10 protein-coding genes are annotated in these 14,475 nt (G+C 73.7%); 2 read left to right on the top strand and 8 right to left on the bottom strand.

Annotated elements, in window-relative coordinates; all coding sequences use genetic code 11:
• The first annotated feature begins 12 nt into the window (after positions 1 to 12).
• Positions 13 to 486, top strand: coding sequence for an Lrp/AsnC family transcriptional regulator (locus ACFWGN_RS01480; protein WP_377615356.1), 474 nt, complete (start codon positions 13 to 15; stop codon positions 484 to 486).
• Between the two features lie 663 nt (positions 487 to 1,149).
• On the opposite strand, the gene ACFWGN_RS01485 is transcribed toward ACFWGN_RS01480, so the two are convergent.
• The 7 genes from ACFWGN_RS01485 to rpmB all read right to left on the bottom strand — a co-directional run bounded on the left by ACFWGN_RS01485 (position 1,150) and on the right by rpmB (position 8,612).
• Positions 1,150 to 5,226, bottom strand: coding sequence for an SCO7613 C-terminal domain-containing membrane protein (locus ACFWGN_RS01485; protein WP_377615357.1), 4,077 nt, complete (start codon positions 5,224 to 5,226; stop codon positions 1,150 to 1,152).
• Positions 5,227 to 5,288: 62 nt separating this feature from the next.
• The gene (locus ACFWGN_RS01490; protein WP_377615358.1) at positions 5,289 to 6,659 is read right to left on the bottom strand and encodes a YibE/F family protein; all 1,371 of its coding nucleotides are present in this window, start codon (positions 6,657 to 6,659) and stop codon (positions 5,289 to 5,291) included.
• 206 nt (positions 6,660 to 6,865) lie between these two features.
• Positions 6,866 to 7,147 (bottom strand): HU family DNA-binding protein, encoded by a 282-nt coding sequence (locus tag ACFWGN_RS01495; protein ID WP_191805381.1) that lies wholly within the window; start codon positions 7,145 to 7,147, stop codon positions 6,866 to 6,868.
• Between the two features lie 391 nt (positions 7,148 to 7,538).
• Positions 7,539 to 7,844: a type B 50S ribosomal protein L31 gene (locus ACFWGN_RS01500; RefSeq protein WP_191805382.1), complete on the bottom strand. Its 306-nt coding sequence runs from the start codon at positions 7,842 to 7,844 to the stop codon at positions 7,539 to 7,541.
• Between the two features lie 48 nt (positions 7,845 to 7,892).
• Positions 7,893 to 8,198, bottom strand: a complete 306-nt coding sequence (gene rpsN, locus ACFWGN_RS01505) for a 30S ribosomal protein S14 (RefSeq protein WP_377615359.1) — start codon at positions 8,196 to 8,198, stop codon at positions 7,893 to 7,895.
• A gap of 10 nt (positions 8,199 to 8,208) precedes the next feature.
• Positions 8,209 to 8,376, bottom strand: coding sequence for a 50S ribosomal protein L33 (gene rpmG / locus ACFWGN_RS01510; RefSeq protein ID WP_056761099.1), 168 nt, complete (start codon positions 8,374 to 8,376; stop codon positions 8,209 to 8,211).
• Positions 8,376 to 8,612, bottom strand: coding sequence for a 50S ribosomal protein L28 (gene rpmB, locus ACFWGN_RS01515; RefSeq protein ID WP_377615360.1), 237 nt, complete (start codon positions 8,610 to 8,612; stop codon positions 8,376 to 8,378). The genes rpmG and rpmB overlap by 1 nt, the downstream gene beginning before the upstream one ends.
• A 113-nt stretch (positions 8,613 to 8,725) precedes the next feature.
• Between rpmB and ACFWGN_RS01520 the strand changes: the two genes are divergently transcribed.
• Positions 8,726 to 9,997, top strand: a complete 1,272-nt coding sequence (locus ACFWGN_RS01520; protein ID WP_377615361.1) for a CobW family GTP-binding protein — start codon at positions 8,726 to 8,728, stop codon at positions 9,995 to 9,997.
• Positions 9,998 to 10,117: 120 nt separating this feature from the next.
• Here the strand turns inward: ACFWGN_RS01520 and ACFWGN_RS01525 are convergent, their stop codons facing one another.
• Complete coding sequence (locus ACFWGN_RS01525; protein ID WP_377615362.1) at positions 10,118 to 14,452, bottom strand: endo-alpha-N-acetylgalactosaminidase family protein; 4,335 nt, start codon at positions 14,450 to 14,452, stop codon at positions 10,118 to 10,120.
• Positions 14,453 to 14,475: the final 23 nt, after the last annotated feature.

Here is a 14,475-nt window from a genome sequence, read left to right on the forward strand (position 1 = left end):
AGGCTGAACAATGTGCGCAGCTACGATGCCGTCGACCTCGATCTCCTCGTCGCGCTCGCGAAGGACCCGCGCGGCACCATCGTGGCGCTGGCCGAGCGCCTGCGGCTCTCCCGGAACACGGTGCACGCGCGCATGGCCCACCTCGAGGAGGCCGGGGCCTTCCTGGACTTCGACCGGCGCATCAGCCCGGAGTTCCTGGGGCACCCGCTGACGGCGTTCATCGAGGTCGAGGTCAAGCAGAAGGAGCTGAGCCGCATCGTGGCGACGCTCGCCGAGATTCCCGAGGTGCTCCAGGCGCACGGACGCTCGGGCACGTCGGACCTGCGGGTCCTGGTCGCGTGCCGCACCACGGACCACCTGTTCCGCATCGACGCCGCGATCCTCGCGATCGACGGTGTCGAGCGCACCGAGACCTCGCTGTCGATGGGCGAGCTCATCCCCTACCGCGTGCGGCCGCTGATCGAGCGGGCGCGCAAGCCCCTCTGACAGGGAGTTCACGGGTCCGACGACGAACGGCCGGGTCCCGCGCACCGGCAGCCGGGGCGTCCGGGCGTCCGGGCGTCCGGGCGTCCGGGCTTGCCGGCTCACGGGCAGTCGGACAGGAGGACTCACCGGCGGACGGGCGTCCGGGGCTCGACGGCTCACCGGCAGTCGGACGGGCGCGCGTGAGCGCGGGCGTGGTCGTGGTCACGCTGTAGCGAGGCGAGGCGGCCTCAGCCGGGTTGCGACGATGCTCGCCGAGCAGGATGCTCGCCCGGTCAGCAGGGAGGGGGGCGGCCGAGGGTCGGCCCGACCGGGCCTCAGTCGGTGGTGGAGTCCTTGCCGAGCAGGTTCCGCTGGTCGGGAACAGCGTTCGCTGAGCAGGAGCCACTCCCGGACTGCCGAACGCCCCCGACACAAGCCCCTCGACCGCGAAGGACCAGGGCTGCGGAAAGGGCGCAGTACCAGGGCTGCGGAACGGCAACGCCGAGGGGGCCGTCGTTCTTGCCGAGCAGGTTCCGCTGGTCGGGAACAGCGTTCGCTGAGCAGGACCTGCTCCCGGTCAGCCGAACACCCCCGACACAAGCGTCTGCCCGGCGGGGGTAGCTCAGCGGGAAGCGCCCCGCCGGAAGCAGCGCTCCCCCGCCGCTGGCGGCCCGACCCCCGCCCCTACCGCAGGTCGCGCAGGTACGCCGCAGCGCCGTCGAACGCGGCCATGCGCCGCTCGTAGTAGACCGCGAGGATCAGGAGCAGCCCGCCCGCAGCGGTCAGGGTGAGCATCCACGGCCCGGCCGAGATGGCTGTCCCGAGCTGGCTCACGAACACCACGAGGATCTCGACCGGGAGCACCACGACCCCCAGGACGAACGGGGCCGCGAGGTGGAAGCGCGTCCCGACCAGCACGGCGGCGAGCGCGAGCCCGACCACGAGCACGGCCCGCCAGGTCCGGGCGTCGGTGTACGTCGCGAGGACCGAGGGGCCCAGCGTCGCGGCGATCCCGACCGCGAGCGTGCGCCACGAACCGACGAACCCGACCGGCCAGTCCGCGAGCCGGGCCACCGGCACGAGCCCCGTCACCGACCGGGAACCACCGAACCCGGGACCCGCACCAGCACGAGCACCAGCACCCGCACCAGCACCAGCACCAGCACCAGCACCGGCCGACGTGCCCGTCGCCGACCCCGCAGGACGACCCGCGCCCGGGTGCTCGCCGCCCGCCCCGCGGACGGTGCCCGACGACGCCACGAACGCCAGGTACCCGGCAACCAGCAGACCCGCCCCCAGGGGCAGCGAGAAGACCTCGACACGCAGCTCGCGCGGGGACCACGCGCCGATCGCGGTGACGAGCGCGAGCCCCCACACGAACCACGCCGGGGGCCAGCGCAGCTCCTCGGGCGCCGTCGCGTGCAGCGCCTGACGCACGGTGTGCACGACGAGCACCAGGAGCGCGACCTCGAGCGACCAGGTCAGGACGATCGCGGTCCAGCTCTCGCCGACCGCGGCCACGGGCCCGACGACGGCGAGCACCATCGCAGGCGCGGCCCACCACCGCCGCGCCGAGGGGGCGAGCGCGAGGTGAGCGACGTCGTCGGGCCCGGTGCCCGTCGCCCCTGGCCCCGTGGACGCCGCCGACACCGTACGGTGCCCCGCGAGCGCCGCGAGCCCAGCCCCCGCCGCGGACCACGCGAGCGCCCCGAGATAGGTCGCCGTCGGGTCGCCGCCGCCCGAGGCCGCGACGAACCGCAGGGCGGCGGCCAGGCCGCCGACCGACGCGAGCACCGCGGCGAGCGACAGGTACGTCGCGGCGTCGAGCGCCCACGACGCGCTGACGCGGGCGCCACGGGCCGCGAGCCTGCGCGCGACCTCACCACCGATGACGAGCACGAGCCCCAGGCCGAGGAGCGCAGGATTGCGCCACGGGCCGGCGTCGGGCAGGAGGATCGAGACGAGGAGCGACGGCACCACGAGCAGCGCCAGGCCCCCCGCGACCAGGCGTCGCCCGCCCGGCCCGCGACGCGCGAGGATCCCCCCGATGACGACCGCCGCGAGCGCGGGCGGCGCGGTGTACGCCTCGACCAGGCCGACCCCGAGCAGGCTCAGCAACGACCACAGCGCCCCGACCCACAGCGCGGCCGCGAGCCACCAGACCCAGCGGCGGGCGGGCCGACCCGCGACGACCGCGGCACCGGTCCCCAGGACCAGGAGGACGATCATCGCGGTCTCGGGCCCTGCCGAGACGCGCACCAGGGAGAGCAGAACCGCGACCGCGGCCGTGACGAGCGTGCTGACCTCGACCACGCGGCCGACCGCCCCGGTGTGCGCGTCCGGGAGCCCGCGCGCACCGAGGGACGCGACGGCCTGCGGGACGGCCACGGCCGCGGCGGCCGTGAGGATCGCGACGAGCGGGAGCACGACGGGCGACCCGCTGCCCGGGACGAGCTCCGCACCCAGGCACACGAGCACGACCGAGGCCGTCGGGAGCAGGAGCCCGGCCGCCGCGACCCGCACCGCGCGCGTCATCTCGGGGCGTCGCGTCAGGACCAGGACGGCCTCGAGCGCGAGCATGGTCGCGGCAGCAGCGGCCGACCAGTAGCTGCGCTCCTCGAGGACCGTGGCCACGCCCAGGAGGAACGGCACCGACGTCGTGACCAGGACCGCCCACCACGAGGGACGGTCGACGACCCGCAGGCGGGTCACGACGATCGCCACGACCGAGGCCGTGACCGACACGACCGCGAGCGCCTCGACCCCGGTGAGCCCCACCCAGCCGAGGGTCATGCCCAGGACCAGGAGCGCGTACCCGTAGCCGAGACCCACGAGGTACGGGCGGACCCCCGCGGGCACGACCCGGCGCGCGAGCAGCAGGAGCCCCAGCACGACAGCGCCGCCCAGGACCGCGGTCGGGCGCGCCGACCAGGACACGACGGCCGCCATGCCCGTCAGGGCGAACACGCCCGTGAGCACCGGGGCGGACCACGGGGCCCGGCGCGCCGCTGCCCACCGGTCGGCGAGCACGACGAGCGCCAGGGCCAGGGCGGCGAGCAGCCCGGACGACGTGACCGCGGCCCACGCCGGGTGCAGCGCGGTCCCTGCGAGCAGGAAGAGCACGACCCACGGCAGGCCTGCGCGGGCGCTCGAGCCGAGCCACGTCCCGAGGCGGAGGACGCTCACGCCGAGGAGGGCCAGGGCGAGGGCCCCGACCCCGACGAGCGCGGCCGTCGTCGTCGCGTCGTCGAACATCCCGCCGTGCGCGAGCGGGGCGTCGGTGAACGACCACTGCGGACCTGCGGCACGGGCCGACGTGAGCGCGAGCAGGACCCGTGAGGCCAGGTACCCGACGGCCGGGAGGGACGCCGCGACGAAGACCGCGTGCGCTCCCGTCACGAGCGCCTCGCGCGTCTGCGCGGTGGCCCGCGCGGCCGTCGCGGCCGCGACCAGGGCAGCCCCGGCGACGAGCCCGGCGACCGGGGCCAGGCCGATCGACCATGTCGCGTGCCCGACGCCGAGGAGCACCGCCGCGAGGACCGCCACCGCGCCCGTGACCCACCACCAGAGCCGCTGCCCCGTGCACCGGGCCAGGATCGCGGCCGTCGCCGCACCGCCGACCATGAGCAGGGCCGCGCCGCTCCACCCCGGGAGCCACGAGACCGGCGGGACGGCGAGGCCGACGAGGAGAGCGGTCGGGTACACGAGGTAGCGCGCAACCTGGAGCACGGTCGTCTCGGCGACGAGACGGGAGCCGAGCCTGGCCCCCGAGACGCGCGCGACCGGCAGCTCGAGGAGCGTCACGAGGCAGGCCGCGAGCATGCCGACGGCGAACGCCCCGGACTGCGTCCCGAGGTCCCCGGTCGCACCGCCGGCCACGGCTCCCGCGAGGACCACGGGAACCACCGGCGCGAGGACCAGCCCGGCCGCGCTCCAGGTCCGCATGCGCACCCGGTGCCCGCCCACCAGCAGTCCCGCCGAGACCACGAGCAGCAGCAGCCCGCGCGCGAGCGCCGGGTCGGTACCGCCGAGCAGCCCAGCGCTCAGGAAGAGCTCGACGTCGACGAGCAGCAGGACGACGCCGAGCGCACCGATCGACTCGGCCGAGGCGCCCATGCCCCGCAGGCGCAGGAACGCGGCCGCGCCGAGCGCGAGGAACGTGACGACTCCCGTGACGAGCGCACGGACCGCGAGGTCGTCCGCGAGCGTGAAGAAGACGAACACGATGGTCGCGACCGCGAGCAGCCCCGCCCCCGCGCTCGCGAGGATGGGTTGCAGGCCGACGCTCGACCGGGCCGGGGCAGCGGGAGCGGCGGTGTACAGCGGTCGGCCCGCGGCGCCCGCCACGGGCACCGGGGGCTGGCGGCGGGCCGGGGGCTGGCGGCGGGCCGGGGGCTGGGGACGGGCCGCTCCCGGGAGGTCGGTCCCGCCCGGCGTGCTGCTCGGCGGGGAGGCCGTGCCCGTCGTACCGGTGGGGCGCGGCGAGACCGCCGCGGAGAGAGCCGACCCCTCCGGACCGGTGACGGCCCCCTGGGCGCGGAGCCGCTCGTCCGCGGACCGCAGGGCGCGCAGACCGGCGGCTCGCCGGTCGAGCGCGGCGGCCGCGTCGCGCGACGCACGCAGCACCTCGACCGCCCACGGCCCCGACAGGACGAGGCCGCACGCCTCGCAGCGGGTCGACGTGAGGACGGTCCCGCACCCGGGGCACGCGTGCTGGTCGCGCAGCCGCTTCGTCGCGACCTCGACCCACTGTTCGCTCATGCGCACATCATGGCGAACTCCCAGGTCAGGCATCGGCCCGTCCCGTGGGGTGTCGGTGTCGATCAGGTGAAGGGGGTGCTCCGCACCAGGTCGTCGTCGGTGTCCGGGTCGACCGTGCCCGTGCCTGCCGCCGGGGGCCGCGCCGCAGCGGGCTCGGACGACAGGCCGTCGTCGCTCGTGCGGCCGGTCCCGCCCGCAGGACCTGAGACGTCCGCTGCGGTCGGCGTGCCCGTCGGCACCGTCACGGCCGCGATCGCGGTCGTGAGCGGGATCGCGAGCACGAGCCCGATCGACCCGACGAGCGTCCGGACGACCTCCTCGGCGATCTCCCCCGAGGTCAGGCTCACGCCGAGCGCCTGGTCGGACAGCCAGACGGCCATGAGCAGCGGCAGGGCCGCCCCCACGTACGCGAACGCGATGGTGTAGACGGTCGAGGCGATGTGGTCGCGGCCGATCCGCATGGCCCGGGTGAAGAGCTCGCGCCGCGACGCGCCCGGGGCGAGCGCGCGCAGCTCCCACACGGTCGAGGCCTGGGTGATCGTGACGTCGTTGAGCACACCCATCCCGGCGAGGACGATCCCGCAGATCGCGATCCCCTGGAGGTCGATCGCCGGGGCGTACGACGGGAGCCAGAGCGCCTCCTCGGACGTGAGCCCCGTGATGTGCGAGGTCCGGGCGCCCCACGAGGCCAGGACCGCGGTCAGCACGAGCCCGACGAGCGTGCCGACCATCGCGGTCGACGTCCGGGCCGTGAACCCGTGGGCCACGTAGAGCACCACGAACATCACGGCCGACGACGTCACGAGGGCCACGTACAGGGAGTTCTGGCCCGAGAGCAGCGCCGGCAGCGTGAACTGGGCGATGACCACGAGGGCCACGGCGAGGCCCGCGAGCGCTGCGAGCCCCCGCAGCCTGGCGACCGCGAGCACGAGGACCGCATAGGCGATCGCGAGCAGCGCGATCGGGATGCCGCGCTCGAAGTCCAGGAACACGTAGGGGGTGTCCTCGTCCCCCGCAGCCTGCATGAGATGGAGGAGCCGCAACCGGTCGCCGACCTCGAAGCCGTGGTAGATGTACTCGGGCGGCGCGACGACCTCGGTCTCGGTCCCGTCCTCGAGGCGCACCGGGACCAGCCCGGACTCGACCTCCCCCTCCCCGATCACCTCGCCGGACAGGACGAAGGCCCCCTGGGCGGTCATCGGGATCTGGTCCGGGACATCTGCACCGCGAGGCCAGAGCGTCACGAGCCCGACGATCGTCAGCACGAGCGCCGGGACGAGGATCGCCGCGAGCACGATCCGTACCTGGCGGGTCGCGGGAGGTGTCGGGCCGTCGCCGTGCCCGTGGGCGTGCGCGTGGGCGTGCGCGTGCCCCCCGCGGTCGGGACCGCTCGGTGCTCGCCGTGCTCGCCTCGTCGGGTGCTGGACGCTCATGGTGCCCTTCGGTCGGATGTCGGGCGCTCACCCGGACCCGCCCACCCTAGAGAATGAGAACAGTTCTCGCTAGCGCTCCACGCCGGGCCCGGCGCACCCAGGGCACCACACAGGCCCGGGTGCCCGACGTCGTCGGGCACCCGGGCCTGTGTGGATAGTGCGGGGCGCGGCCCCGCGGTGCGGCACGCCTCAGCGCGCCGCGGGGATCACTTGGTGACGGCCTTCTTCAGGAGGCTGCCTGCGCTGATCTTGACACCGAAGCCTGCGGGGATCTGGATCTCCTCGCCGGTGCGGGGGTTGCGGCCCGTGCGAGCGGCACGCTCGACGCGCTCGACCGAGAGCAGACCGGTGACCTTGACGGCCTCGCCGTTGGCGAGCGACTCGACGAGGACTTCCTGGAACGCGTTGAGGGCGTTCTCAGCGTCGGCCTTCTTGAGGCCGGACTTCTCGGCGATGGCCGAGACGAGCTCAGACTTGTTGAGCGACATGCGGATCCCTTCATCGGTTCACGCCTCGCGGTGGGCACCGCGCGACGTTGAGGTCTCAGTTTGCCAGCCGTGAGGCGGGACTTCGTGGACAACACTAAGGAATCTACGGGGGTTTGCGCGCGTTTCCGCGCCGACCGCGTTTCTCTGAGCGCGGAATCTTGCCTGTTTTGCCCCAGATGTGACCCACTGAACGCCCCCGACGCCTCCACGACGGCCCTTGCGCACAAGATCCGCACACGAGCGCGGCGTCCGACGAGGCCCTCCGCACCCTCGATCAGCACCGCCCGGCAGCCCCCGGCACGCCGAGAGCCGCCCACCCCGCAGGGTGAGCGGCTCTCCCGACCACGGTGACGACGCCCTGCCGAGGGCGCCGGCCGTGCCGGACGACGACTCAGCGGCCGTCGCTCTTCGCGGCGCCTCCCGTGGCGCCCTTGCCGTAGCGCTGACGGAACTTCTCGACCCGTCCTGCGGTGTCCACGACGCGCGCGGTGCCCGTGTAGAACGGGTGGCTCGCGCTCGAGATGTCGACGTCGACGACCGGGTAGGTGTTGCCGTCCGTCCACACGATCGTCTTGTCCGGGCGGCCCGGACCCGATGCGCTGGTCCCCGCGAGCGTCGACCGCGTCAGGAACGCGAAGTCGGCCGAGATGTCGCGGAACACGACCGGTCCGTACTCGGGGTGGATGTCCTTCTTCATGGGTGCTCCTCTACGACTCTCGACTGCTGGGCTCTCGACAGGTGTCGACTACCAGCTGGACTTGGTGACGCCCGGCAGCTCTCCGCGGTGCGCCATGTCGCGCAGCCTGATGCGGGAGAGGCCGAAGCGCCGGTTGTACGCGCGCGGACGACCGTCGACCACGTCGCGGTTGCGCAGGCGGGTCGCGCTCGCGTCGCGCGGCTGCTTGCGCAGCTCGGTCGCGGCGGCCTCCTTCTCCGCCTCCGAGGCGCTGGGCGACGCGATGATCTTCTTGAGCTCGGCGCGCCGCTCGGCGTACCGGGCGACGATCACCTCGCGCTGCTCGTTCCGCGCGATCTTGGACTTCTTGGCCATGCGGCTCCCCTTACCGTTCCTCGCGGAACGCGACGTGTGCCCGGGCGACCGGGTCGTACTTGAGCAGGGTCAGCCGGTCCGGGTCGTTCCGGCGGTTCTTGCGGGTCACGTACGTGTACCCCGTCCCTGCGGTCGAGCGCAGCCTGACCACGGGTCGCAGCTCGGTGCGTGCAGCCATCAGACCTTCTCCCCTCGAGCGATGATGCGTGCGACGACCGCGTCGATCCCTCGACGGTCGATCGTCCTGATCCCCTGGGCGCTCACTCTCAGCCTGACATGCCGGCCCAGTGACGGCACCCAGTAGCGCTTGTGCTGGATGTTGGGGTCGAAGCGTCGCCTGGTCCGCACGTGCGAGTGCGAGATCGAGCAGCCGAACCCCGGCGAGGTGCCGAGCACCTGGCAGACGGCGGACATGAGCTTCCCTTCGGTGGGTCGTGGGACCCGAGAATACTTAATGATAACCATTCTCGTCAAGAGGTATGCTCTCGACTGATGAGAACCGTTCTCTGTAGAGGTGGAGCGTCCAGATGCCCGCAGATATTCCCGGTGCCCCCGGCACGGCAGCGAGCCGCAGCGCGGCCTCACCGGGCCGCGTCCCGCTCAGCGTGCTCGCCACGATCGACCCGGTGCTGCGCGACGCCACGGTCTTCGGGCTCGTGACCGACACCCCGCGGTCGGTCGTCCTGCGCCACGACATCCGGGCCGAGGACGGGACCCTGCGCCGCCTCGTCGTGGACGCGACCGGGGTCGTCGAGGACACGCTCGTCGACCTCGAGCACGCGTGCCTGTCGTGCGCGGTCCGCGAGGACGCGATCCCCACGCTGCGCGACCTCGCGCGCGACGGGCGCTGGGACCAGGTGCTCCTCGCCCTGCCCGTCTCGGCCGAGCCGCTGCCGGTCGCACGCGCCCTGGGCGGCGCGACCACGCCCGGCGGCGCGCTCGACGGGCTGCGGCTCGCCACGGTCCTCACGGTCGTCGACCTCGCCGCGGTCGAGACCGACCTCCTCGACGACGACCTGCTCGAGGAGCGCGGCCTCGCCCTCGCTGCCGCCGACCACCGTTCGGTCGGCGAGGTGCTCGCGGCCCAGGTCGAGTACGCCGACCTCGTGGTCACGACGGGCGTGCCGGACCTGGCCCTGGACGGTCCCGGCACGCCCACGCGACGCCCCCTGCCCGACGGCGCCTCCCACCCGGGAGCCCCCGCGGCGGACCGCGCGGCGCAGGACAGGCGACGCGCGGGTTCACGCACCGGGTCCGGGCTCGTCGACAGGCTCCGGGCAGACGACTCGACCCGGCTCGACGGCCTCGACGGGCTGCGCTTCGCGGACCTGTCCTCCGCGACGCACGACGCGGCCCACGCCGAGCGGCGCGCGCACCCGCTCGGGGTGCGCGCCGTCGTCGGGCAGGACGAGGAGACGGGGACCTGGACGCTCGACCTGGCCTCCGACCTGCCGTTCGACCCCGAGCGGCTCCTGCACCAGGTCCGGCGCCTCGGGACCGGGCGGCTGCGCAGCCGCGGCGTGTTCTGGGTGCCCAACCGGCCCGACTCGATGTGCGCCTGGGACGGCGCGGGCGGCCAGCTGAGCATCGGCGAGATCGGGACGTGGGAGGACCTCGCGCCCCGGACCCGGCTCGTCCTCACGGGCGCGTCCGACTCGGCCGACGACCGCGACGAGCTGCTCGCGGCGTTCGCCGAGATCCTCGCGACGCGCGACGAGGTCGCCGACGGCGGGCTGCGCTGGCTCGGTCGCGAGGACGTGCTCGCACCCTGGCTCGGCGCGCGCACCGACGCGGTCTGACGACGAGGAAGGCCCCGGGAGCCGCCATGGGTCCCGGGGCCTTGCTCGTGGTGCTCGGCGCGCGGCTCACGCCGTGCGCCGACCGTCCGCCGGGAGCACCCCCGGCGGACGCCTCGCGGGCTAGCCGCAGCTCGTGGCCGCGTACTCGCTCTCGATCGTGGTCGTGACCTCCTTGCCGTCGACCGTGGCGGTCGCGGTCACGGTCGCCGTGCCCGCCTCGATCGCGTCCTTGCGGGTCGCGAACGTCTGGCTGGCGCTCTTGCCCGGCTGGACCTGCTGGAAGGTCTTGGTGCCGAACGGCGTGGTGATCTTCACGTCGACCGGGAAGTCCTCCTCGTTGACGGCGCGGACCGCGAGCTGGACGCGCGAGGCCGTGCACTGGGCCTTGGCCGTCGTGGTGACCTCGAGCTCGGGCTCGGGCTCGACCGGGTCGGCGCAGGACACCTTGGCGGAGCCCCAGTCGGCGTGGTCGTTGCCGTTGCCGTCGCCACCGTCGGCCACGATCAGGTCGAGGTAGCGGACGCCGGTGACCGGGACGTTCAGGTCGACGGTCTTGCCGCCGCCCTTGAGCACCTCGGTCTGGGCGAGCTGGGTGCCGTCACCCACGACCTTGAACTGCACCGTGCCCTTGGTGCCCTGGACGTCGTCGACGCCCACGGTCGCCGTGAACGCGTCGCACTGCGCCGCGAGGAAGACCCGCACGGACGAGCTCGCGTGCGTGCCGAGGCCCTTCTCGTGGACGACGCCGCGCAGCGTGAGGGGCTTGCCGTCCTTCTCGCCCTGCTCGCCGTTGGACAGGTCGCGCTCGACCGGTCCCCATCCGTTGGTCGTCGAGACGAACGGCAGGTCGCTGACCCAGTTCTCGCCACCGTTCGGCGGCACGACGACCCACACCGACTGGCCGGCCTCGACCGACCGCTTGCCGACGGGCGCAGCCGTGGTCGTGTACGTTCCGCCCGAGGTGAGCGTGTAGGCGTCGGCGGTGATCTTGCCGTGCGGGGTGACCTTCCACGTCGTGGTCAGGACGCCGCCGGCCGGGAGCGTCGCCGCGGTCGAGGCGTTGGTCGCCTCGACCTCCCAGCCCTCGGGCACGTCGAGCGTCACGGCGACGTCGGCGACGGCCACGGGCTCGTGGACCGTGAGGCGCGTCGTGACGGTGCTCGCGACGTCGGGCTCGAACGCGACCGGTCCCGGGGACACGGTCAGCGACGCGCAGGCCGGGGTGGCCTCGGCCGGGCCCAGGTCCACGACGCGGAAGTCGTCGAGGATCAGGTCGGACTGGTTGCCGCCCGCCGTGAGCTTGCGCAGCCCCACCCAGGTGTCACCGCAGCCGCTCGCCACGACGTCCTCGGAGAACGTCGCGGTCGTGCGCTGCTGACCCAGCGGGGTCGCGTGGGTCTCGACCGACGCCGGGGCGCCGCTCGCGACCGAGTCGTAGCCCGTGACCCACTGGTACTCGCCGCCGTTGCCCGACTGGTAGTCGAAGGTCACGCGGTACTGGCGCCCGGCCTCGAGCTTCACGGTGCTGGGCACCGTGCGGTAGACGAGGCCCTTGTTCTCCTCGTGCGCCTTGAGCGACCAGGCTCCGGACAGCGCGTCGTCGACGAGCTTGCCGTTCCAGCCGGCCTGCGTGTACGGGGCGTTGCGCTTGGCGATGTGCGTGCGCGGGTCGGTCACGCCGCCCGCGTCGCCCTTGACGAACGGTCCCCAGCCCTGGGGCACGTTCTCGAAGTCCTCGAACGCGACGACCGTGCCGGTCTCGCCCTCGACGGCCGGGGCCACCGAGCGCGTGGCGCTCACGACGCGCAGGTCGTCGACCCGCACGACGGCGTCGCCCGCCGAGGCGGCGACCGTCAGCGTCGGGCGGGCAGGGCCCGTGACGTCGACGAGCACCTGCACGCGCTGGTAGTAGCGGTTGTTCTTCTCGTCGGCCGCGACCAGGTTCTTCGCGGTCGAGCGCTCGACGACGGTGCTCGCGGTCTGCGCGACTCCCTCGCCCGAGACGGACAGGGTGGTCGAGCGGGACTTCCCGGGCTGGACCTCGACCCACGCGCTCACGGCGTAGGTCCCGGTCGAGAGCTCACCGAGCTGCTGGCTCAGCGACGAGGCGCCCGCTCCGAGCGTCGCGACGCGCTGCCCGTTGGACAGCGTCTCGATCCCCGTGGTGCCGGTCGTCTCGTACGCGTCGAGCGTCGCGGCGTTGAAGCCGGGGTCGACGATGCCGCTCGCGGTGCCCCACGCGACGTCGTCGGCCGAGGGGGTCGTGACTCCCTGCGGGTACAGCACGTAGGGCTGGCCCGCGGTCGCCTCGACCGTGACCTTGCCGCCCGTGACCGGGACGTCCGCGACCTTCTCGCGGCCCGTCGTCGTGAGCTTGTACACGGTCAGGCTCGTGGCCCCGGAGAACTCGTCCGTGAGCGTCCACGTGGTCGAGCCGCCGGCCGGGTTGTAGTGGTAGAGCTTGCTGCCCTCGGCGGCCTCGCCCTCGAGCCCGGGGGCGTCGGACGCGTTCCACGGCAGGAGGTAGGTGCCGCCCTGGGCGACGACGGCGTCCCCGACGAGGATCTGCCGGTCGGCCGCGGTCGTGCCGCGCGCCGAGACGTCACCCGTGAAGTCGATCCGGTCGGTGCCCCAGCGCACGATCTCCTGGTGCTGGAGGAACTTGGTCGGGACGTTGGTCGTCCAGATGTTCTTGTAGAACGCGTTCCAGTCGGTCTGCCCGGTCCAGCCCTCGAACTCGACGAGCCGCGCGTTGCCGAGCAGCGGGTGCGGGTTCCAGGTGTCCTTCTCGGCGTTGTCGATGAAGCGCACGATCTGGGAGTTCAGGCCCTTGTTCGCAGCGCCGCCGTAGTTCTCGTCCGCGGACCAGTGGCTCCACAGCGAGCTGGCCTCGAACTTGTCCGACCACTCGGTCGCGATCTGGAGGTCGTTCGCGCGGGCCGCGTCCGCGAGGGCGCGCGCCTGCCAGCCGAAGTTGTAGTAGACGTCGACGTAGAGGAGGTCGAGGTTGCCCTGGGTCTCGTCGGCGAGCTGGCCGATGCGTGCGGCCAGGTCACCGCTGTTCACGTCCCGGCGCTGGTCGATGTAGTACGACTGGCCGAGCCAGTTCCAGCCCTTGGCCGAGGGGTCGACGAGCTCGTCCGAGAAGGCGTTCGCCTCGGCGTAGGCCTCGGTCGCGTTGATGTGGACACCGAAGTCCGCGTTCCAGTCGCCACCCTGCTCGAGCAGCGTGTTCATGTCCTCGAGGCCGCCCGCGCGCTCGTTGTAGTTGCCGCCGTAGTCGGGGTGCGCGGAGTCGTGCCCCTCGGAGCCGTAGCCCTTGAGGAGGGCCATCTGGCCCAGCCCGTCGGTCGCGAGCGAGATCCGCTTGACGTCGTCGAGCGTGCGCAGGAACGGGTGCGTGGCCTGCGAGGCGAAGTTGAACGGGATGTGGGTCACGACGCGGTCGGCGACCTGGTCCGCGCCCAGCGCCTTGGGGGCGGTGGCGCGGAAGGCGATCGCGCCGTCCTGCCAGTCGACCTTGTCGTCTGCGTTGGCGTCGGCCGTCACGACGACGGTCGCGTACGGCAGCTCCTCGGTGACCGACGAGCCCTGGGCCCGGTAGGTCCACGCGCCGCTCCAGACGCCCACGCGCACGCCGCCGTCGGCCGCGCGCGCCTGGCGCTGCAGACGGTTGCCGTCCGCGGCGGCCTTGCCGTTGGCCTCGTCGTAGACGCTGTTGGTCACGATCGTGGCCGACAGCGCGCTCGTGCTCACGATCGCGTACGCGGACCCGACCGGGTTCGCGTTGACGGGGGTCTGCCCCGTGACGGACGTGAACGTGTCGCCGACCTTGCCGCGGTCGGGGCTGATGACGGCCGAGGCGACCACGGCCGACGGGTCGGCCGACGAGACCGAGAGCAGGTCGTGCCCCGGGACCTCGATGGTCCCGACGCGGAACGCCGCGGTGTCGGTCACGCCCGTGACGCGGAACGTCACGGCGCTGCCCTCGACCTCGAGGCGCGTGTCGATGCTGACGCCCGCGAGGTCGGGGAACGTCAGGCGGTAGTCGCGGCTGGTCTCACCGGGCTCGCCCGCCTCGACCACGACCGCGCGGTCGGTGCCGTTGAGGCGCACCTTCGTGACGGTCGCGGTGCTGCCCGCGAGCGAGGCGCCCGACGCGCGGTCGGTGTAGCTCAGGACGCGTGGGAAGTCCGCGGCGACCTGGACGTCGAGCTGCGCCGAGCGCAGCGTGGCCGCGCCCTCGACGCTCGCCGCCGCGACCTGCTCGGCCGTCAGGCCGAGGGCCGAGAGCGACGTCGCGCTGCTCGCCGGGGTGTGGCTCGCCGCGGCCGCGGCGGGCAGCGCCGCGAACGGCACCACCACCGCGGTCGCGAGGGCCACGAGGCTGCGGGCTCGGCGCGAGGCGCCGCCCGGCTGGGAACCGGCCCGAGGGCCAGGGGAATGTCGAACCATGTGCTGATCTCCTTCGATAGCAG

The sequence above is a fragment of the Oerskovia sp. NPDC060338 genome, from assembly GCF_042726295.1.
In the GTDB taxonomy this organism is placed as follows: Bacteria; Actinomycetota; Actinomycetes; order Actinomycetales; family Cellulomonadaceae; genus Oerskovia; species Oerskovia merdavium.

Excerpts from the sequence above, each read along its gene's own strand:
- ACFWGN_RS01485 (WP_377615357.1), bottom strand. The coding sequence starts at position 5,226 with ATGAGCGAACAGTGGGTCGAGGTCGCGACGAAGCGGCTGCGCGACCAG.
- ACFWGN_RS01490 (WP_377615358.1), bottom strand. The coding sequence starts at position 6,659 with ATGAGCGTCCAGCACCCGACGAGGCGAGCACGGCGAGCACCGAGCGGT.
- ACFWGN_RS01495 (WP_191805381.1), bottom strand. The coding sequence starts at position 7,147 with ATGTCGCTCAACAAGTCTGAGCTCGTCTCGGCCATCGCCGAGAAGTCC.
- ACFWGN_RS01500 (WP_191805382.1), bottom strand. The coding sequence starts at position 7,844 with ATGAAGAAGGACATCCACCCCGAGTACGGACCGGTCGTGTTCCGCGAC.
- rpsN (WP_377615359.1), bottom strand. The coding sequence starts at position 8,198 with ATGGCCAAGAAGTCCAAGATCGCGCGGAACGAGCAGCGCGAGGTGATC.
- rpmG (WP_056761099.1), bottom strand. The coding sequence starts at position 8,376 with ATGGCTGCACGCACCGAGCTGCGACCCGTGGTCAGGCTGCGCTCGACC.
- rpmB (WP_377615360.1), bottom strand. The coding sequence starts at position 8,612 with ATGTCCGCCGTCTGCCAGGTGCTCGGCACCTCGCCGGGGTTCGGCTGC.
- ACFWGN_RS01520 (WP_377615361.1), top strand. The coding sequence starts at position 8,726 with ATGCCCGCAGATATTCCCGGTGCCCCCGGCACGGCAGCGAGCCGCAGC.
- ACFWGN_RS01525 (WP_377615362.1), bottom strand. The coding sequence starts at position 14,452 with ATGGTTCGACATTCCCCTGGCCCTCGGGCCGGTTCCCAGCCGGGCGGC.